The sequence below is a fragment of the Bradyrhizobium sp. GW821-FHT12B03 genome, assembly GCF_058807535.1.
Genome location: NZ_JBXAQU010000003.1, coordinates 402,534 through 421,788 on the forward strand (window position 1 = coordinate 402,534; position 19,255 = coordinate 421,788).

Below are 19,255 nucleotides of genomic sequence, written 5' to 3' on the forward strand. Positions count from 1 at the left end.
TTCCCGTAAACCGGCTGGCCGAATCCTCAACTCGACTGGCCGATCTTCAATCGATCGTTTACCGGGGCCGCATTTCCCGCCACGGCGAGGCGGCGAAATTCAGTTGGGGTCAAATTTGTCGCCGCCTTGAAGGCGCGGTTGAACGGCCCGATCGACTGGAAACCTGTGTCCATCGCAATTGTCAGCACCGGGACTTCAACTTGTTCGGGGTCGGCCAGCGCCGCCTTGGCTTCCCCGATCCGGTAATGATTGAGGAACGCATTGAAATTGCGGTAACCGAGGCCCTCATTGATGAGCTGCCGCAGTCGGTATTCCGGCACGCGAAGCTCGGCGGCTAGCGCTCCAATGGTCAACCTCTCGCGCCGGTAGATGCGCTCGACGGTCATAAGCTGTTCCAACCGGCGCAAGAGAGCCGGTTCGATCGCGGCAGGCTCGCCCTGATCGTCAGACGCCTTCCCTGGCGTGCTTAAGGGGACATCTGTCGCGGGCGGCAGGATCGAACCTTTACGCGTCCCCGCCTCCAGCAGATTCCATGCGCTCAAGCCGACCAACACGAACAGAGCGAAGGCGTTGGCGACGCTAGCCAAGGAAAAAGTGGGAGTCGAGGGTTGCTGCAAGAAGCTCAAGTAAGAGTTGAGAACGATTTGGGCCGACGCCCCGATCAAGACGACCAGCCGAAGCCGGCGCCGGCCCTGCACGAGGTCCGCCCGCCAGGTGAGAAGCGTCTGCGCCACCGCCAACAACGCCAGGCCGAGAAAGGTGAACGACAGCGTGCGTTCGATCGCACGCTCGAGCGCGGCCGATCGCGTGGCGCCGCTGGCGTCCAGCCATTGCGCGACGGCGACGGCCGTCCACAAGATGCCATGCCAGGGCCGCGGCGCGAAATCGTCATCGAAGGCGGCACGCGCCCATAGCCAGAACACGACACAGTTCGCGCTGGACAACGCCAGCAGCAACAGGCCCCACCACGCATATGGCCGCGGGAACGTCGGCGCTGAGCAGATCATCGAAGCCGCGGCGCCGATCGCGAGCGCGGCGCCCAGCAGCGCGGCCGTGCTGTCGCGGCGATCGCGCAGCGCTGTGCCTGCGATCAGCAGGCACAGTGCAACGACGGCGCCCCGTAACCCCAGATCGATCGACATCAAACCGCCGGTGTCCACGACCGGAAATACTCCGAATGCCATTGTTGACGCCAAGCCGCGTAGGTTCGCTCAGACGCCCTTGACGTAGCCGATGCGACTCGGCGGATGATTTCGAAGCGGCGGCGAACTGGAGGTGCTGCGCCTCAAACCAAGAGGTAATGTGTTTCGACCGCCGCGCCGAAAAGCCGAGACTGTTCGAATTGCCGACGGTCTGCAAACCGTCGGCAAGCGCCACACCCGCCGCCAGACACACCGTCCGCCGCTATGCATGATGACCAGACGATTTTGACTGGGGTACCCTTCAGACGATCCGAAACCGGAATAATCGGAGTGAAGAGCCCGGACCTGGCTCAGAACCTGAGGTGTAAAACTAGCCCCACGCTCACTTCGCCGCAATGGTCACTTCCGGTTTTGGTTTTGGCCCCATCTGCGACCTCAGAGAATATCCGCTCTTCAGCCGCTGCCGGAGCATGACCGGACATCAGTCTGCTAGGCGCATCATGAGGACATGTGCTGGCGTGCCTCTCCGGGTTCGGCGCATGCTCTAGCCGCCGGTCACGCTCATGTGCCTGGAGACGCTGGGTCGGTCGTGGCGGCGGTCGATGATGAAGTCGTGGCCCTTGGGCTTGAGCCCGATGGCGCGGTCGATCGCATCGGCAAGCAGCATGTCGTCGTCAGATGCGCGCAGCGGCTTGCGCAGGTCCGAGGCATCCTCGTGGCCGAGACAGGTGTGCAGCGTGCCCGTGCAGGTGATGCGCACCCGGTTGCAGGATTCGCAGAAATTATGGGTCATCGGCGTGATGAAGCCGAGCTTGCCGCCGGTCTCGGCAACGCGGACATAGCGCGCCGGGCCGCCGGTGGACTCGGCGAGGTCTGTCAGGGTGAATTGCTGGGCGAGGCGTGCGCGCATCAGCGACAGCGGCAGATACTGGTCGATGCGGCCTGAGCCGATCTCGCCCATCGGCATGACCTCGATCAAGGTCAGACCCATGCCCTTGCCGTGGGCCCAGCGCATCAATTCGGGAAGCTCGTCCTCGTTGAGGTTCTTCAGCGCGACCGCGTTGATCTTCACGGCGAGGCCGGCGGCGCGCGCTGCTTCAATGCCTTCCAGCACCTTGTCGATCTCGCCCCAGCGGGTGATCTCGCGAAACTTTTTGGGATCGAGCGTGTCGAGCGAGACGTTGATGCGGCGGACACCGCAATCGGCAAGCTCCTTCGCATGCTTCGCCAGCTGGGTGCCGTTGGTGGTCAGTGTCAGCTCGTTCAGGGCGCCGCTCGTCAGATGGCGGGAGAGCGAGCGCACCAGCGTCATCACGTTGCGGCGGACCAGCGGCTCGCCGCCGGTGAGGCGCAGCTTCTTCACGCCCTTGGCGATGAAGGCCGAGCAGAGCCTGTCGAGCTCCTCGAGGGTCAGGAGGTCCGCCTTGGGCAGGAACGTCATGTCTTCCGACATGCAGTAGAAGCAGCGCAGGTCGCAGCGATCGGTGACCGAGACACGCAAATAGCTGATGGTCCGCCCGAACGGATCGGTCATGGCGCTCGACAGCGCTGCGCGGGGGCTCACGGAAGATCCGTTCATATCAACTGCCTTGTCACTTACGGCGACGGGCGCACCTTTGCTTTTGCTTCAGCGGTGCTCCGAAATCAATCTAAGCATCGCGCTGCCCGAGGACAATTGGGGACGATAACGGAAGTCAGCGCTTGGCCGTGCCCGGATCGGGGAAGGGCGAGCCGGCGGCGGCCGGTTCGGCTGCTGCGGGCGTGGCTGCGGCCGGTTTCGGCTTCTTCGGCCGGTGCGGTTTCCTCACCGGTTTGGGCGGGGTGGCCGGCTGGAGTTCCGCAAACACCGGATTCGGATCGGTGGTGACTGAGGCCGGCGTGGTGAGATCGCCGGGGTTCTTGATGACGTTCACCGGGACGCTCGCCGGCTGGTACTTGGGCAGCGCGAAAGCGACCGTGAAAGGGGCGTCGGGAGCGGGAACCGAGACCGAGCAGGGGGTCCTGCAGCCCGGGCCGAGCGAGGTCTTGGCATCGGCGCCCGGAGGACTGGATTCGAGCTGGACCTGGACGGTCGGCGGGGTCGATTTGAACATGTCCCAAGACATTGAAGACATCGAGGAGCAGCCACCCAGGCTTGCCCCCGCTAACGCAATCGCGATGACACGACGCATGACCATCCACTTCTACTGCGACGAACCGCCACACACCCCGGCGCGACCATAGGAGCGTCATCTGGGGCAAGCAACCGGCGGGCGGCGCATAGTTAATAGTTGGTTAACGCAGGGTTCCCTGGAATAACCAAGGCGTGTCAATGCGTTGTGGCGGCTACGCCGACATCAGGCTGTGGGCTGCGGCCGGCAGGTCGCGCATGTGATGGATCAGCCGGTCCGGCTTCAGCTCGGCGATCGGCACGTCCGTATAGCCGAAGCTGACCCCGATCACGGGCACCCCGGCGCGCCGGGCCACCCCCACATCGGTTCCGGCGTCGCCGACCATGATGCTGGCCTTCACCTCCCCGCCGGCGCGGGCCACCGTCTCGCGGAAAATGGTCGGATCCGGCTTCTGGACGCCAAAAGTGTCGGCGCCGCAGATCGCTGCAAAGCGCCTGCTAAGGTCCAGCTGGTCCAAAAGCCGCTTGGACAGCCATTCCAGCTTGTTGGTGCAGACCGCCAGCCGATGGCCCTGCGCCGCAAACAGGTCGAGCGCGTCCAGGAGCCCCTCGAAGGGGCGCGATTCGACCGCGATATGCTCGGCGTAATAGGCGATGAAATCTGCCGTCATCCTGTCCATGTCCGCGGGCGTCACGGATCGGCCCTCGGCCTCCAGGCCCCGCTCGATCAGCTTGCGGGCGCCCGCGCCGATCATGTTGCGGGCCGAGGCCATCGGCACGGGGGGCAGGCCTTCGCGGTCGAGCACATAGTTCAGTGCGGTGATCAGGTCGGGCGCCGTATCCACAAGCGTGCCGTCGAGATCGAAGACGAGGGTGTAGGGGGAGGTCATATTCCAGCGCTATCGGTCCGGCCGCGCCGGCGCAAGGGGCGGGCCCATAAGATCACCTTATAGGCCTGTTCCCGCGCGGAAAACGAGGCTACATAGGCCGCCGCAAGCGGCCACTCCCGGCGGCGCATTCGTGAATCCAAAGGCGGGCGCACACGTGAACATGGACCAGTTGAAGCGGCAGGCGGCGGCGCGCGCGCTGGAAGAGGTGCGAGACGGCATGCAGCTCGGGCTCGGCACCGGCTCGACCGCCAAGCATTTCGTCGAGCTGCTCGGCGAGCGGGTGCGCACGGGGCTCAGGGTGATCGGCGTGCCGACCTCCGAGGCGACGCGCCTCGATGCGATGCGCTGTGGGGTGCCGCTGACCACGCTCGACGAGATCGACCATCTCGACATCACCGTCGACGGCGCCGACGAGATCGATCCCGAGCTCAACCTGATCAAGGGCGGCGGCGGCGCGCTGCTGCGCGAGAAGATCGTGGCGGCCGCGTCGGATCGCATGATCGTGATCGCCGACGACACCAAATGGGTGCCGACGCTCGGCAAGTTTCCGCTGCCGATCGAGGTCATTCCGTTCGGGCTCGGGGCGACGCGCCGGGCGATCGAGACGGCATTTGCAGACTGCGGCGTTTCCGGGCAAATGGCGGTCCGCAAGGCCAGGGGTGGGGACAAGGACGGCCACGTTTTCGTCACCGATGGCGGCCACTGGATCCTCGATGCCCAGCTCGGACGGATCGCGGATCCGGCCCGTCTCGCGGCGGCGTTGAGTACGATCCCCGGCGTGGTCGAGCATGGGTTGTTCATCGGCTTGGCCAGCTCGGCTGTTCTGGCGGGTGGCGAGGGAATCCGCGTGATTGAACGGCGAAAGCCGAAAGGAGACTAGGAATGAAGAGCGTCTTGAAATTCTTGCCGGCCGCGACCCTCGCGGTGGGGCTGGCCCTCTCGGCCGCCCCGGCTGTCGCCCAGCAGGCGGCTCCGCCAAAATCCTCTCCGGCGGCGATTGCGGCGGCCAAGGAGATTCTCACGATCAAGAATGCCAGCGCGATGTATGCCGGTGCCGTGCCGGGCCTCGTCGAAAAGACCAAGATCGCGCTGATCCAGCAGAACCTCAACTACCAGAAGGATCTCACCGAGGTCGCCCAGGTCGTTGCCCAGCAGCTCAACGGCCGCCAGAACGAGATCGGCGAAGGCATGGCGCAAGTCTATGCCAGCGAGTTCACCGAGCAGGAGCTGAAGGATCTCGTCACCTTCTACAAGTCGCCGCTGGGCAAGAAGCTGATCGAAGCCGAGCCGCGCGCCATCGGGCTCAGCATGGCCTTCATGAACTCCTGGGCCCAGAACTTCTCCGAGACCGTGATGGGTGCCTTCCGCGCCGAGATGCGCAAGCGTGGCAAGGAGATCTGAGCGCACCTATTTGAAGGGTCGTTCTTGAAAGAGGTCGGAGTGGACAATGGCTGAATTCGACGTCGACCTCTTCGTCATCGGCGGCGGCTCGGGCGGCGTGCGTGCCGCCCGCATCGCGGCCGGTCACGGCGCCCGCGTGATGATCGCGGAAGAGTACCGCATGGGCGGGACCTGCGTGATCCGCGGCTGCGTGCCGAAGAAGCTGTTCGTGATCGGCTCGCATGTCCGTCACGAGATCGAGGACGCCGCCGGCTTCGGCTGGACCATCCCCGCGATGAGCTTCGACTGGGCGACGCTGATTGCCAACAAGGACAAGGAGATCGCGCGGCTGGAGGCGGCCTACACGACGAATGTCGAAAAGTCGGGTGCGCAGATCGTCAAGAGCCGTGCGGTGATCGAGGATGCCCACACCGTCCGCCTGCTCGAGAACGACAGGAAGGTCACCGCGAAGTACATCTTGATCGCGACCGGCGGCGCGCCCAATCACGGCGCTTCGATCCCGGGCATCGAGCACGTGATCTCCTCCAACGAAGCGTTTCACCTCAAGAAGCTGCCGAAGCGGATCGTGATCCAGGGTGGCGGCTATATCGCGCTGGAATTCGCCGGCATCTTCGCCGGCTTCGGCTCCGACGTCACCGTGATCTATCGCGGCGACAATATCCTGCGCGGCTTCGACGAGGACGTGCGCGCCCATGTCCGTAGCGAGATGGAGAAGCAGGGCATCACCATCCTCACCGGCTGCACGGTGGCGAAGGTCGATCGTCACGGCGAGGAATTCACCACGCATCTGTCGAACGGGTCGAGCATCGCCTCGGACCAGGTGATGTTCGCGATCGGTCGCCATCCGGCGGTCGCCAATCTCGGCCTCGAGAAGGCCGGCGTTGCCATCAATCCGAACAACGGCGGCATCGCGGTCGATCATTTCTCGAAGAGCTCGGTCGACAGCATCTATGCGATCGGCGACGTCACCCATCGCCACAATCTGACGCCGGTCGCGATCCGCGAGGGCCATGCGTTCGCCGACACCGTGTTCGGCAAGCGCACCGTGCAGGTCGATCATTCCACCATTCCGACCGCGGTGTTCTCGCAGCCGGAGGTCGGCACGGTTGGTTTGACGGAGACCGAAGCGCGCGCCCAGTTCAGCCATGTCGACATCTACAAGACGACGTTCCGTCCCATCAAGGCGACGATGTCGGGCCGCGACACCCGCGTGCTGATGAAGCTGGTCGTTGATGGCTCGACCGACCGCGTGCTCGGCTGCCACATCGTCGGTGACGCCGCCGCCGAGATCACCCAGGCGGTCGCGATCGCGGTGAAGATGAAGGCGACCAAGGCCGATTTCGACGCGACGGTCGCGCTGCATCCGACCGCGGCCGAAGAGCTCGTCACCATGCGCACGCCGACCGCGCGCCATGTGCGTCAGGCGGCAGAGTAGCAGCGTACGAGCGGCCATGGCTCGGGGGCAGGTCTCCGAGGACGCATGGCGGTCGCTTGCGGCATTCAGGTGAGCTCCCGCAGCCCGGCAGGTGTTTCGATCTGCGCGCGATAGCGCAGCTTGGCACCCGGCGTGATGTCCGGCGCCCGGTCCACGGGCCACCTGCGGTACAGCGCCTCCAGGGCAGCGGGGTCCGGATGCTCGAGCGCGAGGGATCGCAGTCGTGCACCGAGATCGGCGATCGCGGCCATGGAGCGCGGCTTGCCGCGCCTGTCGATGATCGAAGGCGCTGCGCCGTCGAGGGGAAGAGACCCGTCCTCTGGAATGGCGAAGTCGAAAGAAGGATTGTCGGGCGGAAGAGGCACCTTCGCGCCAAAGATCTCTGCTCCGCCGGCGCCACATCGTCGGCGATCGCGCCGCCGCGATCACCCAGGCGGTCGCGATTACCTTGAGATGAAGGCGACCAGGGCTGATGTCGATGCGACCATCGCGCCGCATCCGACCGCGCGCCACGTGCGTCGGGCGGCGGAGCAGGGCGGGCGCTCAGCCGTAGAGATATCCGACCGGCCTGCCTTCGGTGCGGAGGGGGCGGACGTCCTTGTGGGTGATGATCTGGCCGGCGAGGCCGTCGATCTCGTCGCGCTGCGTCGGGGTCCAGCTGCGCAGCTCGTTCATGCCTTTGAGCAAGCCCAGGCGGAGGACCTGGGTGTTTTCGCCAACGCCAATGAGGCTGATCGACTCCTTGCCTGCCGTCACCACGTCGCCGGCAGAGAGTTCAAAGCTCTCACCCGACTTTTTCTTGAACTCGGCCGTGCCGCGAATGACGCGATAGATCACGACCTCACCCTTGGCAAAGCAGCTCGCCTCCGCTGCGGCAGACGTGCTCTTCGGCAACAGCGCGTGGCCACGCGGGTCGGTCGCGATGATGTGGCCGGTGACGAGATGCCCGCTCGGAATCTCGACGCCGATGTCGCGCACGTAAACGGGCGAGGCTGATTTGACGGAACCATCGGTGAGCGGCTTGAACAGCGCATCCAGCGCCAGGGGATCCTGAAGCCAGAAGCCGGCATCGGCCGGGCGGTCGTGCAGCGGATGGCTCCAGGCCACGCGCGGCGTTTCGTCCTCGTTGATCTGCTCCGGGCCGACGATGGTCGGGTTCGGAAAGGTGGTGGGATCGGTGATGAAGGCTTCGAGGAATTTGCCGGAATAGCCCATCGAGATCGGATCGGGCACCACCGTCTGCGGCGTCTTCAAATTCTCTTCGGTCGACAGTCCCGACCATGTGTAGAACAGCTGGCGGTGCACGATCGCGCTTTGCAGCATCACCGCGCCGGGGCCGACATTGTACCAGCGGCCGTCATAGTCGAAGGTGAAGGCGCCCGAGGTGACCAGCACGAGCTGAAAGCCGCCCGGCGGCAGATGCAGGTGGAAATCGGTGGGGCCCGTGTCTGGGCGGTAGATCGGCAGGTTGGTCGCGACCTCGTGCAGCAGGAAGGTTTCGTTGTTGGCGTGAAAGCCCTCGTTGGCGCGATTGTAGAGCGCCTGCGGCCGGTAGGTCGCCTCGAACTTCGCATTCTTGTCGCGGTCGATCGCGACGAAGTCCTGATCGTTCAGGCGAAGGGGCGTGCCATTCGGTCGGGTGAGGCCGGTGAATTTGAGATCGCCCGCAGCATGCACGTTCATGGCATTCTCCGATCTGATCCGTTCGTCCCGGCTCTCCCTGGTGGCGAGGGGCGGGGACTCAGGGCCTGATGCTGCTCTGCGAATTTTGGGCCAGTTCGGTTGCGGAGCAACAAACGGCCTTCACGGCTCGGGATGGCGAGACCGGGATGTAGAAAATCCAGTGGTTCCGCCGAAGGTTAGACCGCACGTTGTCCGGGGTCGCCTGACCGTCCGGCCAAACCCTGCGATCTCGCGAACCTGACGCAGGCTGTCTAATTTGGCGGCAAGCCCTGGCGGCCAGCGTGCAGCGAATGGATGTTCCCGAGGCTGCCGCGGAACGCATTCGGCTCGGCGGGATTAGGCGTCCTAAGCTGTCCTTTTGAACCGAGACAGAAGCTCTCGTCCGGCCCTAACCCGGGAGTTTCCATGCAAGATGGCTACGAAAGGCCGCAGGAGGCCGCCCGCTACATTGCGGAGATCTGCACCGAGCTGCGCGAGATCGCTCATACGGCCGAACTTTCGTTCCTGGCTCACCTGCTCAGCATGGTGATCCTGCAAGCCGGACGACATTGCAGCGCCGAGGGAGGCGAATTCCGCAAAACGCCCGAGGCCGCTCATTCAAACGACTGATGCGCGCTGCGCTCGGGCTTGCCGGAGGGGCTGTCCGCCCACTTCGCCATCTCCATCGTGCGTGCGTCGACACTTTCGCACCAGAAGCAGCTTGATGCCGTCGCGCCCTTCTCGGACAGGATGGGCACCAGGCCGTGGCCGCAGCCGTTGCAACAGGTGATGTCGGTCATGCATTCCTCCAGGACACGGCACGGCAGATTCCGGGATGCCGTTGTCCTTCCCAAAGCTTGTGCGGGCGCTATGTCGGCGCTTGAGCACTGCGTCCGATCGGAGCGCTCGTTCCGGATATCGTCGATGTAGCGATCCATCGTGACACGGCTGTGATGTCATCGCCGTTTTCACGGTAGGTGCGAAGCTGGAATTCCGCCGAGCTGCCACGTTCCACGATGGTGCGGCAATGCTCGACCTCGGCCACGCAATTCAGCGCATCCGCGTCCTCGGCGATGCCGTCGATCAGGCGGGAGAGCATCTCCGAGATGGTGACTGGCCCGTCCTTCGAGGCAAAGATGCAATCGGTGCCGTAGCGCTGGGCGCGCCATTTGTTCTCGACCGCGATCGCGCGCTCGACGACCGTGACCTCCTTCGACAGATGGGGCCGTCGATACAGACGCCGCGTCAGGCAGCGATACAGCGAGGCAATGGCAACGGCGTCGTCGACGAAGGTGCAGGTGTCGGGCGCGCGAAGCTCGAGGGTCGGATGCTTCATGGAGGGGCGCATCGCCCACCAGATGTGGCTCTCGTCGGGGATCACGCCGGAGCGCTGCAATGCGCCGACATACTCGTCGTAATCCTGCCGGCTTTCGAACAGTTCGGGCAGGCCGGTGCGCGGCAGCTCGGAATAGGCCGCCAGGCGGTAGCCCTTCAGGCCCGTCTTGTGCGAATTCCAGAACGGGGACGACGCCGACAGCGCGATGAACAGCGGCAGATGCGGCAGCATCGCCCGCATCACCGCCATCCGCTTCTCGGGATCGGGCAGCTGGACGTGCACGTGCATGCCGCACATCATGTTGCGGTGGCCGATGCTGCGCAGATCCTCGATCATCTCCTCATAGCGCGGCTTCGGGCTCGGCTGCGACATGCGCCAGACGGCGGTCGGATGCGTGCCGCAGGCCATGATCACGAAGCCGTACTGGGCGGCAACGTTCGCCACTTCGCGGCGGAGAAAGCGCAGCTCCTCGCGCGCGTCGTTGACGTCGACGTGAACGTTGGTGGCGACCTCGAGCTGGGATTGCAGCATCTCCCGCATCGCCTGGCCGCCGGTCGACCAGTTCGCCGATTCGAACAACGCGTTGGGAGTCTGGATCGCGACCTCCAGGCTGCGCCGATCGGCGAGGAAGTATTCCTCCTCGATGCCGAAGGAATATTCCGCCGCCCTGCCGCGGCCACCGGCGGAGCGAATGACGAGGTGCTGCTTGTCGTCGGAGGAATCGAGGCGCAGCAGTTTCAAGACGTCAGAAGCAAATGTCATCGCGCCACCCGGCAGTGGTTACCTGCGGGCAATAATCCGTCTGACAGGGGCGGGTTCCGCCTCGGCCCCGCTGGAAATCGCAAGGTTGAATGGAACAATTTTCACGCTTTCGGACGCGCGCGCGATCAGGGCGTGATTCGCAGGCACTTCCGCCCAGTCCGTTTCCTTGTCGAACGGCTCGGAGACGACAATGACCTGGTCGCCAGCCTCGCGGTAGTAGAGCGTGTTGGCGGCGTCGTTGACCGAGACGCGAAACGCGTAGAGATCCCGGCCGTTGGCGATCGCGCTGGTGAAGCGCAGCCGCTCGCGGAGCTGACCTTCGTTGACGAAGCCGACGAGCGATTGCAGCACGGCTTGCGTCGCGCCGAGCGGGTCGCCGTCGAGACCGGCGCCCATCATGGCGAGGAACACGGCTTCCGAGTCGGTGGTGCCCAGCCGCGACGGATAATAGGCATCGGGGATCAGCGCCTCGACCTTGCGCCGCAGGCGATTCCAGCTGCCGACGAATCCGTTGTGCATGAACATCCAGTGGCCGCAGGCGAAAGGATGACAATTCTGCCGCGTCACCGCCGTGCCGGTGGCGGCGCGCACATGGGCGAAGAACAGGTGCGAGCGCAAATGGCGGCAGAGATAGCGCAAGTTTTCGTCCGACCAGGCCGGTCGTGTCTCACGATAAAGGCCGGGCTCCGGATGCTCGCCATACCAGCCGAGCCCGAACCCGTCGCCGTTCGATCCCGCAGTGGATTGGAGCGAACGGATGCTTTGCGCGATCAGCGAATGCTCGGGCTCGGTGACGTAAGGTTCGAACGAGGTGGTCTCGCCCCGGTATGCGATCCAGCGGCACATGCAGGTTCCCTGTCGAGGGTTACATTTGAAGTGCACCAACAAACCCGACGGCGTTTGTGTTCCCGACAGAAGCCGCAGCGACTGCGTGACACCTGTTTGGCGGGCGTGTCGAAGCCGGTCAAAGATCGATCGGCGGCGATCTCTGGGTCAGCGAGTTCGTGCTGACGCGTGACGGCGTGCCGTCTTACGTCGTGAGCATCATGGAAATCCGCGACGTATTGGTGGCGCACGAAACGCAATATCTCGGCGACCGGTTCGATCCGCCCCCCTCGCGCGCGCATCTTGCGGAGCGGGTGGGGTTAGCGTCAGGAAGCGTCGCCACCAATCGATCACCGTCACCCTGAGGCGCGAGCCTTGCGGCGCAATCGCGCCGCTGGGCGAGCCTCGAAGGATGACGGAGTAAGCGAAACGACAGCGAACGGTCTCCGTAAATGACAACATGGAACCGATGCGGCGGCTGGTCGCAGTCCTCTCGCCTTGATTCCGACAGGCCCGTCTTTATCTGTGAAGCGAACAAGAATCCGGGCCCCTCTGGCGAGGCCGCCGACGAATGTCGGCCAACCTCGCGATGTCGGATGACCTGTCCCGCGCGAATGCGATGGATCGGCCGATCGTCGGGCCCTCTCGAGTTCCTTCCGACCCAATCGTCCCCATCGCAGCTCCGCGCGGTCATTTCGCAAGCTTGAGGAGCTATGATGTCTGACGCTGCCACTTCCAATCCGATCGAAATCGAGATCACCGAGCCGTCCAGCCTGAACGAGCAGGCTGCGGTGGCGCTGGTCATCGCCGGCGCGCTCGTTGCGGTCGCCGACCGCCGCGTCTCGCCGGTCGAGCGCGACGAGGTGATCCGCTTCATCAGGGATCGCGGATTGGCGCCGCATATCGACGACGACCGATTGTTCGCGATGTTCGACGAACTGGCGGAACGATTGGAAGAGCCGGACTTTGCCAATGTGGTGATCGACACGCTGCGCCCCGTCTCGAATCTTCCGCTTTCGTCGCATCTGATGGAACTGTCGGAGCGCGTCGCGGCCGCGGACGAGGATGTGCATCCCCATGAAGTCCAGGCAATCAAGCTGTTGCGCCTGCTGACGCTGGTGCTGCCGCGGGCAAAACAGGTCGGGCCGCATGCGCCAGGCGCCGTCCCAAAGGAGTAGGCATGAGCGTAGCATCGGACGAGCGTACGGCGAAAACCGAGGACGCCACCGGCCAGATGGCCGGCGGCGACCCGCGCCTCGACAAGCTCGTCCATCGCCTGCCGCCGCGCATGGGCGACACCGTCTCCTACCTGCTCAAGCCGTCCAGTCGCTGGGTGAGAATTCCTTCCGGCGCGCTGCTCGTCGTCGGCGGCGTGCTGTCCATCCTGCCGGTGCTCGGCGTCTGGATGCTGCCGCTCGGTCTCGCGCTGCTTGCCGAGGACGTGCCGGCGCTGCGCTCCTCCCGTTCAAAGGTCTTCGACTGGATCGAGCGGCGCAAGCCGCATTGGCTGGATCCGTCCGCTCCGAAAAAATGATCGATCATGACTGAATTCATCACCGCCGACGCGCTGTCCGCACTGCTTCAGGTCGTCCTGATCGACCTCGTGCTGGCCGGCGACAATGCCGTCGTCATTGGACTAGCCGCGGCCGGTCTTCCTGCCGAGCAGCGCCGGCGCGCCATCGTCGTCGGCATCGTCGCGGCCACCGCATTGCGTATCGTCTTTGCCGGCGTCGCGACGCAGCTCTTGCAGGTGATCGGCCTCCTGCTCGCCGGCGGCGTGCTGCTGCTCTGGGTGTGCTGGAAGATGTGGCGCGAATTGCGCGAGCAGGCCGCGCATTCCACCGAGCTCGCGTTCAGCCATGGCAGCGGCGGAAGCGCCGCAGCGGCGCCGCGAAAGACCTTCGGCCAGGCCGCCGCGCAGATCGTCGCTGCCGACGTCTCGATGTCGCTGGACAACGTGCTCGCGGTCGCGGGCGCCGCGCGCGAGCATCCCTACATCCTGATCTTCGGCCTGTTGCTGTCGGTCGCCCTGATGGGCGTCGCCGCCGATCTGCTCGGCCGCGTGCTCCAGAAGCAGCGCTGGATCGCCTATATCGGGCTCGCCATCATCGTTTACGTTGCCTTCGAGATGATCTATCGCGGTTCGCTCGAGCTTGCGCCGGTCATCGCAAGCCTCTAAAGCGACGCCCCTTGCCCGCACTGCGGAGTGATCCATGACGTCTGAACCCAAAGCACCTTCGGTGGCGCCTGTGCCGCCGCCGATCGGCCTGTTTGCGCAGGTCATCTTTGGCTCGCGCTGGCTGCAGGTGCCGCTCTATGTCGGCCTCATCATCGCGCAAGCCGTCTACGTGCTGTTGTTCCTGAAAGAGCTCTGGCACCTGGTTCTCCACTCGTTCGACGCCAGCGAGCAGCAGATCATGCTGGTCGTGCTCGGGCTGATCGACGTCGTGATGATCTCGAACCTTCTGATCATGGTGATCGTCGGCGGCTACGAGACCTTCGTCTCGCGCCTGAATCTGAGCGGCCATCCGGACGAGCCTGAGTGGCTCAGTCACGTCAATGCCAGCGTGCTCAAGATCAAGCTGGCGATGGCGATCATCGGCATTTCCTCGATCTCGCTGCTCAGGACCTTCATCGAGGCGGGCAATCTCGGCACGACGCGCAGCAACTTCACCGAGACCGGCGTGATGTGGCAGGTGCTGATCCACCTGACCTTCATCGTCTCGGCGATCGGCATCGCCTGGGTCGACCGTCTCGGCGAGACCGGGCACCGCAAGGAGGCCGGTCACGGCTGAGTTTGAATGTCTAGCTGGCCAGATCCAGGTCGGCGAGGGGCGGCGAGGCGGTTTCACCGGTGCGGAGAGAGCTGCTCGCGACCGCGCGGTTCCGGCCGGTGTCCTTGGCGTGGTAGAGCGCGATGTCGGCCTCGCGAACCAGCATGATGTCGTCGTCGCAGGCCGCGTCCCTGGCGGCGACGCCGATGCTGACGCTGACGTGGCCGCGCGGCGCCGCCGGATGGCGGATGTCGAGCGCTCTGATCGACTGCCGCAACTGCTCGGCGATCTCCAGCCCTTGCTCCTCCGTCATGCCCGGAAGCACGATCGCGAATTCCTCGCCGCCATATCGAGCGGCCTGACCGCCGGTGTTGGTGCTGGCGGTGACGCTCTCGATCACGTCCGCGATCTGGCGCAGACAGGCATCGCCCGCCTGGTGTCCCAGCGTGTCGTTGAAGCCCTTGAAATGATCGATGTCGATCATCAGCACCGACAGAATCGAATTGCGCGCATAGGCCTCGCGCAGGAAGCTGTCGAAGCTGCGGCGATTGGCGAGCCGTGTCAGGCCGTCGGTGGTGGCGAGCTGGGCGAGGCGGCGGTTCGCCGTCGATAGCTCCTCCTCGAGCAGCTTGCGCTGCGTGATGTCGCGCAGCACCGCTACGGTCTCGATGCCGCCGGTGCCGAGTCCGTGGGCAGGACGGAAGTTGGATTCCAGCCATACCACCGCGCCGTCGGGCCGCCTGACGCGGAAGCTGATCGAGCGCGGACGGCCGCTGTCGTCGAGGAATTCCGCGCTCCTCGCCACCATCTCGCGGTCGTCGGGATGGACGAGTGCGAGGCAGGAGCGGCCGATCACCATATCTTCGGTCATGCCGAGTGCCGTATGGACCGATTGCGAGACGTAGCGGCAGACCCCTTCGGCATCGAGCACGACGACGATGTCGGCGATGTTGTCGGCGAGCAGGCGGTAGCGCTCCTCGCGTTCGCGCAGCGACTGCTCGAGATGCGAGCGGTAGCGGAATTGCCGCGCCAGCAGCACCGCGGTCCCGGCGACCACGAGCAGGAAGAACGCGGCCACCAGGGCGTCCCATTGCAGGTTCTGGTACCATCCGTCGAGGATCTGCGCTTCCGATCGTGCGACGGTGACGACGATGGGATAGCGCTGGCTCTGCTCGTAGCCGAAATACTTGCTGATCCCGTCGAAGGGCGAAGTGATCTTGTAATAGCCTACGGGGGTCTGCTTCAGGCGGGTCTGGAACAGCGGCGTGCCGGAGAGGTCGCGGCCGGCGGAGCCCGACGGCCAGCGGACCAGCACAGTGCCGTCGCCGGTGATCAGGCTGATGGCGCCGTGCTCCCCGACCCAGAACGAACGATAGAACTCGCCGAAATAGTCGCAGGGGATCGACCCCATGACGATGCCGGAAAACGCGCCGCTCGCGGCGTCGCTGATGCGCTTCGACAGCACGATGGTGGGCTGTCCCGTGGTTCGCGAGTCGAGAGGTCCGCTGATGTGCAGGCCGGAGTCCGGATTGTCCCGGTGAAAGCGGAAATAGTCGCGGTCGGCATTGTTGTGGGACGGAGGCGTCGTCGCGCTCGAATAGATCGTATCGCCGTTGCGATCGAGCACCTTGAGTTCGCGGAGCTGGGGCAGCGATCGCACGGTGCTCGCCAGGTGGGCCGTGAACCGCGCGGCGCTCTCGGGCTTGCGGTATTTCAGGAGATCCACGATGCCGCTCATCGCGACGTCGGGCGCCTGGAACGAATGCACGGCATGCTGGGCGAGCGAATGCACGAGGTTCTGGATGTCCTCCTCGTTGCGCGTCAGCGTCGCGTCGCGGCCGAGCGTCGCCTTCCATGCCACGAGCCCGAGCACGCATGCGCTCATCAGCACGACGAAGGCCCAGACGACCATGGTCGGGTGACGCTGGATCTCGGCATGAATACGTTTCGACGGCATCGGGCTGTTCCGGATTGATCCCGGCCACGATCGCCAAGCGGTGTTTCCGAGTAGCTAATTTCCGCAGCTGCGCAGGCCGGCAACTCGCCGTGTCATTAACGGCGCGTGCAGGCAGTCGTCGGAAACCGGCAAAGTGCCCGTGTTTGACCGTAGCTCTCTCAGAGGCGCGGACTCTCGCCCGCAAAATCACGGGCCCGCGCCAGCGTCCCGGATGGCGTCTCGCCGAACGTCGTCTTGTAGAGTGTCGAGAACTCGCCCATGTGCCAGAAGCCGTTCGCGAGCGCCGCGGCCTTCACCATCATGCCGCTACCTCCGCTCATGAGCTGCGTGCGGGTCGACCACAGCCGCTTCAGCCTGAGATGCTGATGCAGGCTGACGCCATGCACCGTTTGTGTCGCGCTCTGGAGCGTGCGGACGGAGACGCCGAGCGTATTGGCGAGGTCGCCGCTGTAGAGCGGGACGCCGCCGGACAGCGTGGCCGCCTCGTCCAGCCTTGCGACCAGCTTGCGATGCTTGTCGAAGGACCCGCGCCGGACGTCGCGCGTGTCGATGGGGGCAAGGGCGGCATCGAGGTTCGCGAGCAGCCTTTCCTGGATCGGCCGGTCGATGGCTTCGAACTGCCTGGGATCGTTGCACTGCGAGGCCAGGCAGAACATGTCGAGAATGGTCGCGCGCAGGCGCGCCATCGTGCCGTCGCTGAGACGCGCGAATTCGAGCCCGGTCTCGTAGTCCGCCCAGCCGCGATGGCGCATGTCGGAGTTGAAGCGCAGCATCAGGTAGGTGTTGGCGTGATGCTCGACCGCCTCGGTCGGCACCTTGCCGCGCACGATTCCGATCATCGAATTGTCGATCTCGCGCCCGTTGGCGATCGAGTGGAAGGCAAGGGGGATGACGAGGCCGACGCCCTGGTCTATCCCGATATTGGCCTGAAGGCGCCGGGCGAACGTCCGCTGGAGCACGAACAGACCGTCCTGGAGCGGCAGGACGGCGCGGTGCAGCGAGAACTCGCGCGGCTCGAGCGGGGTGCTGATGCCGCCGCCCAGCACCTCGCTCGGACGAAAAGCCTCGAAGTCGCTGTAGCGCTCGATGCTCAGGACTCGTGACGGCTTGAGCCAACGTACCGGCATCTTGGGGTCCCAGGGGGTCTGCGGCGTTCGGCATGTGCCGGCGCGTCCTCGACCTCGCGCGTGCGACATCGGCCGGAAACGTTGCCGGAGCAACCGTGCCTTACGCAAGTCCGCAAGACCACGGGCATGGCCACTGCAGTGCTGTGTCGAGATGCTATGGCGTTTGCGGATAGGCCGCGTTCTCGCGCCGCTCGCGCTCGCCCAGTTCGCGCACCAGCTCCTGGAGAAAGGAGTCGGTGTAGGCGGGCAGGGTGCGCTCGGCGCGCACATAGATACCGAGGTCGGACCAGACCGGGCTGCCGGCGTTGTCGAGCGGCAGAAAGACGAGCTGGCCGTCGCGCGACAGCCTGTTGATGCCGAGCTGGGTCTGGAAGGCGACGCCGACGCCGCGTGCGGCGAGCTCGCGCATCAGGTCGATCGAATTGGCCTGGATCGCCGGCTCCGGCGTCTCGGAGAGCTGCGCAATCAGCGGCTGGAGCAGATGATAGATCGACAGCTCCGGCAGAGCGTTGATGACGGGGAAGGCGAGGCATTGCTCCAGCGTCACCGTCTTGCGGCGCGCCAGCGGGTGCTCGCGCGAGACCACCGCGCCGAGCCGAAACCGCTTCAGGGCAACCTGGCGCAAATCCGGCGGATGGCGGAGCGCCATGGCGATGCCGATGTCGGCTTCGCCGCGGCTGAGGGCCTCCAGCACGTCCGACGATCCCTTCACCTCGGTGGTGAAGCTGACGCGGCGGGCGCGGCCGCGATGCGAGGCGATCAGGTCCGGCAGCACGGATTCCGTCAGCGATTCGATACAGGCGATGCTGACGGTGCCGCGCCAGTTGCCCGACAGGGACGCGACGTCCGAGCGGAAGCGGTCGAGGTCCTGGAACACGTTCATGACGTGCCGAGCCAGCATCTCGCCGACCGTCGTCAGCGTCAGGCCGCGCGCATTGCGCTCGAACAGGGGTGACCCAACCTCTTGCTCGAGCTTGAGAATCTGGCGACTAACCGCCGAGGAGGCGACGTTCAGGACGCGTGCGGCGGCCCGGATCGAGCCGGTGCGGCGGACAGCGTGGAAGTATTGGATGGCCGGTGAATGAAAGCGCATGGGTCCCCCGGCAACGACTATAGCCGCTGCCGAAACGGCAGCAACATGTACGAAATTCTCTGCTTTTCGAGAGCGCTGGTCCCCCCTAGGTTCGCCGCCGGTTCGGCCGGTCCCAATTGGGCCGCCCGGGCCTCGCGCAACGACGCGCCAGGGGATTTCGGGGTGAACGAGAATATCGCTTGCGAGCTGGAGCACGGGCCGGACACCCGTCTGGTCGATCGCCGTCGGGCAGCCGCCTATGTCGGCGTGACCGCCGGCCGTTTCGAGCAATTGGTGCGCGACAACGTTGTGCCGCCGCCGGTCATGGTGGACAACAAGCGGCGCTGGCCCATCGCGCTGCTCGACGTCGCCAAGGACGCCGTCGTCGGCAGCATGCCGTGCCTGCCGCCGGTCATGGTCGAGGGCGTGCCGGAGGCGCGTCCCTGCGAGCGTGATCCTGCGCCGGTCGTGTACGAATTGCCCGACCAGGCGTGGTTCGAGCAGCGCGCGCGGTTCGTGCAGCGCGTGCGGAGGTCGCTGCTCTCGGGCAACGAGATCCGCCTGCTGCGTGAGTTCAAGCTGCTCAAGCAGAACCAGATCAGCATGTTCGGCTATTACGGCAGTTTCGAAGCGCTGATGGTGCGCGGCTACATCGTCGAGATCGACCGCAAGCCGCCGTCGAGCCGTCCGCTGGTGACCTATCGCCTCACCGATCGCGGCGAGCAGGTGGTGTCGGCGCTCAAGGACGAGCCGCTGATCTGA

The 19,255-nt window shown here is 65.1% G+C and carries 21 protein-coding genes and 1 pseudogene; 10 read left to right on the forward strand and 12 right to left on the reverse strand.

All coding sequences use genetic code 11. The features are described 5' to 3' along the window. Positions 1 to 26: 26 nt before the first annotated feature. The 4 genes from AC1RUR_RS08930 to AC1RUR_RS08945 all read right to left on the reverse strand — a co-directional run bounded on the left by AC1RUR_RS08930 (position 27) and on the right by AC1RUR_RS08945 (position 4,142). On the reverse strand, positions 27 to 1,184 hold the full coding sequence (locus tag AC1RUR_RS08930) for a helix-turn-helix domain-containing protein (protein ID WP_492842880.1): 1,158 nt from the start codon (positions 1,182 to 1,184) through the stop codon (positions 27 to 29). A 502-nt stretch (positions 1,185 to 1,686) separates the two neighbouring features. Continuing rightward, positions 1,687 to 2,721, reverse strand: a complete 1,035-nt coding sequence (gene moaA / locus AC1RUR_RS08935; RefSeq protein ID WP_492842882.1) for a GTP 3',8-cyclase MoaA — start codon at positions 2,719 to 2,721, stop codon at positions 1,687 to 1,689. A 115-nt stretch (positions 2,722 to 2,836) separates the two neighbouring features. Then, positions 2,837 to 3,313 carry a hypothetical protein gene (locus tag AC1RUR_RS08940; RefSeq protein ID WP_492842884.1) on the reverse strand — a complete coding sequence of 159 codons (477 nt, stop codon included), beginning with the start codon at positions 3,311 to 3,313 and terminating at the stop codon, positions 2,837 to 2,839. A 154-nt stretch (positions 3,314 to 3,467) separates the two neighbouring features. After that, a complete protein-coding gene (locus tag AC1RUR_RS08945) occupies positions 3,468 to 4,142 on the reverse strand; it encodes an HAD family hydrolase (RefSeq protein ID WP_492842886.1) in 675 nt (224 codons plus the stop codon). Positions 4,143 to 4,296: 154 nt separating this feature from the next. On the opposite strand from AC1RUR_RS08945, the gene rpiA reads away from it, so the two are divergent. The 3 genes from rpiA to gor are packed head-to-tail and all read left to right on the forward strand — an operon-like array spanning position 4,297 to position 6,978. Continuing rightward, positions 4,297 to 5,022: a ribose-5-phosphate isomerase RpiA gene (rpiA, locus tag AC1RUR_RS08950; RefSeq protein WP_492842888.1), complete on the forward strand. Its 726-nt coding sequence runs from the start codon at positions 4,297 to 4,299 to the stop codon at positions 5,020 to 5,022. 2 nt (positions 5,023 to 5,024) lie between these two features. Next, complete coding sequence (locus AC1RUR_RS08955) at positions 5,025 to 5,543, forward strand: DUF2059 domain-containing protein (RefSeq protein ID WP_492842890.1); 519 nt, start codon at positions 5,025 to 5,027, stop codon at positions 5,541 to 5,543. A gap of 46 nt (positions 5,544 to 5,589) precedes the next feature. Further along, on the forward strand, positions 5,590 to 6,978 hold the full coding sequence (gene gor / locus AC1RUR_RS08960; protein ID WP_492842892.1) for a glutathione-disulfide reductase: 1,389 nt from the start codon (positions 5,590 to 5,592) through the stop codon (positions 6,976 to 6,978). A gap of 65 nt (positions 6,979 to 7,043) precedes the next feature. On the opposite strand, the gene AC1RUR_RS08965 is transcribed toward gor, so the two are convergent. Together AC1RUR_RS08965 and AC1RUR_RS08970 are read right to left on the reverse strand one after the other, a co-directional pair. After that, a complete protein-coding gene (locus tag AC1RUR_RS08965; RefSeq protein ID WP_492842894.1) occupies positions 7,044 to 7,343 on the reverse strand; it encodes a hypothetical protein in 300 nt (99 codons plus the stop codon). A gap of 178 nt (positions 7,344 to 7,521) precedes the next feature. After that, the gene (locus tag AC1RUR_RS08970) at positions 7,522 to 8,661 is read right to left on the reverse strand and encodes a hypothetical protein (protein WP_492842896.1); all 1,140 of its coding nucleotides are present in this window, start codon (positions 8,659 to 8,661) and stop codon (positions 7,522 to 7,524) included. A gap of 405 nt (positions 8,662 to 9,066) precedes the next feature. Here AC1RUR_RS08970 and AC1RUR_RS08975 point away from each other — a divergent pair, with 405 nt between their 5' ends. Next, the gene (locus tag AC1RUR_RS08975) at positions 9,067 to 9,270 is read left to right on the forward strand and encodes a hypothetical protein (protein WP_492842898.1); all 204 of its coding nucleotides are present in this window, start codon (positions 9,067 to 9,069) and stop codon (positions 9,268 to 9,270) included. Here the strand turns inward: AC1RUR_RS08975 and AC1RUR_RS08980 are convergent. From AC1RUR_RS08980 to AC1RUR_RS08990, 3 genes are all read right to left on the reverse strand, one after another. Further along, complete coding sequence (locus AC1RUR_RS08980) at positions 9,255 to 9,440, reverse strand: hypothetical protein (protein ID WP_492842900.1); 186 nt, start codon at positions 9,438 to 9,440, stop codon at positions 9,255 to 9,257. The two genes, AC1RUR_RS08975 and AC1RUR_RS08980, sit on opposite strands and share 16 nt — an antisense overlap. Positions 9,441 to 9,508: 68 nt before the next feature. Next, positions 9,509 to 10,738: a carboxylate-amine ligase gene (locus AC1RUR_RS08985; protein WP_492842902.1), complete on the reverse strand. Its 1,230-nt coding sequence runs from the start codon at positions 10,736 to 10,738 to the stop codon at positions 9,509 to 9,511. A gap of 18 nt (positions 10,739 to 10,756) precedes the next feature. Continuing rightward, entirely contained in the window at positions 10,757 to 11,584 is an 828-nt protein-coding gene (locus AC1RUR_RS08990; RefSeq protein WP_492842904.1) for a class II glutamine amidotransferase, read from the reverse strand. Between the two features lie 131 nt (positions 11,585 to 11,715). Between AC1RUR_RS08990 and AC1RUR_RS08995 the strand changes: the two are divergent. The 5 genes and pseudogenes from AC1RUR_RS08995 to AC1RUR_RS09015 all read left to right on the forward strand — a co-directional run. Next, positions 11,716 to 11,928 (forward strand): annotated as a pseudogene (locus AC1RUR_RS08995) (hypothetical protein); the annotation flags it as partial. A gap of 351 nt (positions 11,929 to 12,279) precedes the next feature. Then, positions 12,280 to 12,741, forward strand: coding sequence for a TerB family tellurite resistance protein (locus AC1RUR_RS09000; protein ID WP_492842906.1), 462 nt, complete (start codon positions 12,280 to 12,282; stop codon positions 12,739 to 12,741). A gap of 2 nt (positions 12,742 to 12,743) precedes the next feature. After that, the gene (locus AC1RUR_RS09005; RefSeq protein ID WP_492842908.1) at positions 12,744 to 13,097 is read left to right on the forward strand and encodes a hypothetical protein; all 354 of its coding nucleotides are present in this window, start codon (positions 12,744 to 12,746) and stop codon (positions 13,095 to 13,097) included. Positions 13,098 to 13,103: 6 nt separating this feature from the next. Further along, positions 13,104 to 13,742 carry a TerC family protein gene (locus tag AC1RUR_RS09010; RefSeq protein WP_492842910.1) on the forward strand — a complete coding sequence of 213 codons (639 nt, stop codon included), beginning with the start codon at positions 13,104 to 13,106 and terminating at the stop codon, positions 13,740 to 13,742. A gap of 34 nt (positions 13,743 to 13,776) precedes the next feature. Then, positions 13,777 to 14,358: a TIGR00645 family protein gene (locus AC1RUR_RS09015; protein WP_492842912.1), complete on the forward strand. Its 582-nt coding sequence runs from the start codon at positions 13,777 to 13,779 to the stop codon at positions 14,356 to 14,358. A 10-nt stretch (positions 14,359 to 14,368) separates the two neighbouring features. Here AC1RUR_RS09015 and AC1RUR_RS09020 read toward each other — a convergent pair whose 3' ends face one another. From AC1RUR_RS09020 to AC1RUR_RS09030, 3 genes are all read right to left on the reverse strand, one after another. Continuing rightward, a complete protein-coding gene (locus AC1RUR_RS09020) occupies positions 14,369 to 16,294 on the reverse strand; it encodes a sensor domain-containing diguanylate cyclase (RefSeq protein WP_492842914.1) in 1,926 nt (641 codons plus the stop codon). A gap of 158 nt (positions 16,295 to 16,452) precedes the next feature. Continuing rightward, positions 16,453 to 17,421: an AraC family transcriptional regulator gene (locus tag AC1RUR_RS09025; protein WP_492842916.1), complete on the reverse strand. Its 969-nt coding sequence runs from the start codon at positions 17,419 to 17,421 to the stop codon at positions 16,453 to 16,455. Positions 17,422 to 17,575: 154 nt separating this feature from the next. Next, positions 17,576 to 18,514 (reverse strand): LysR family transcriptional regulator, encoded by a 939-nt coding sequence (locus AC1RUR_RS09030; RefSeq protein ID WP_492842918.1) that lies wholly within the window; start codon positions 18,512 to 18,514, stop codon positions 17,576 to 17,578. A 162-nt stretch (positions 18,515 to 18,676) separates the two neighbouring features. On the opposite strand from AC1RUR_RS09030, the gene AC1RUR_RS09035 reads away from it, so the two are divergent. Next, positions 18,677 to 19,255 carry a hypothetical protein gene (locus tag AC1RUR_RS09035; protein ID WP_492842920.1) on the forward strand — a complete coding sequence of 193 codons (579 nt, stop codon included), beginning with the start codon at positions 18,677 to 18,679 and terminating at the stop codon, positions 19,253 to 19,255.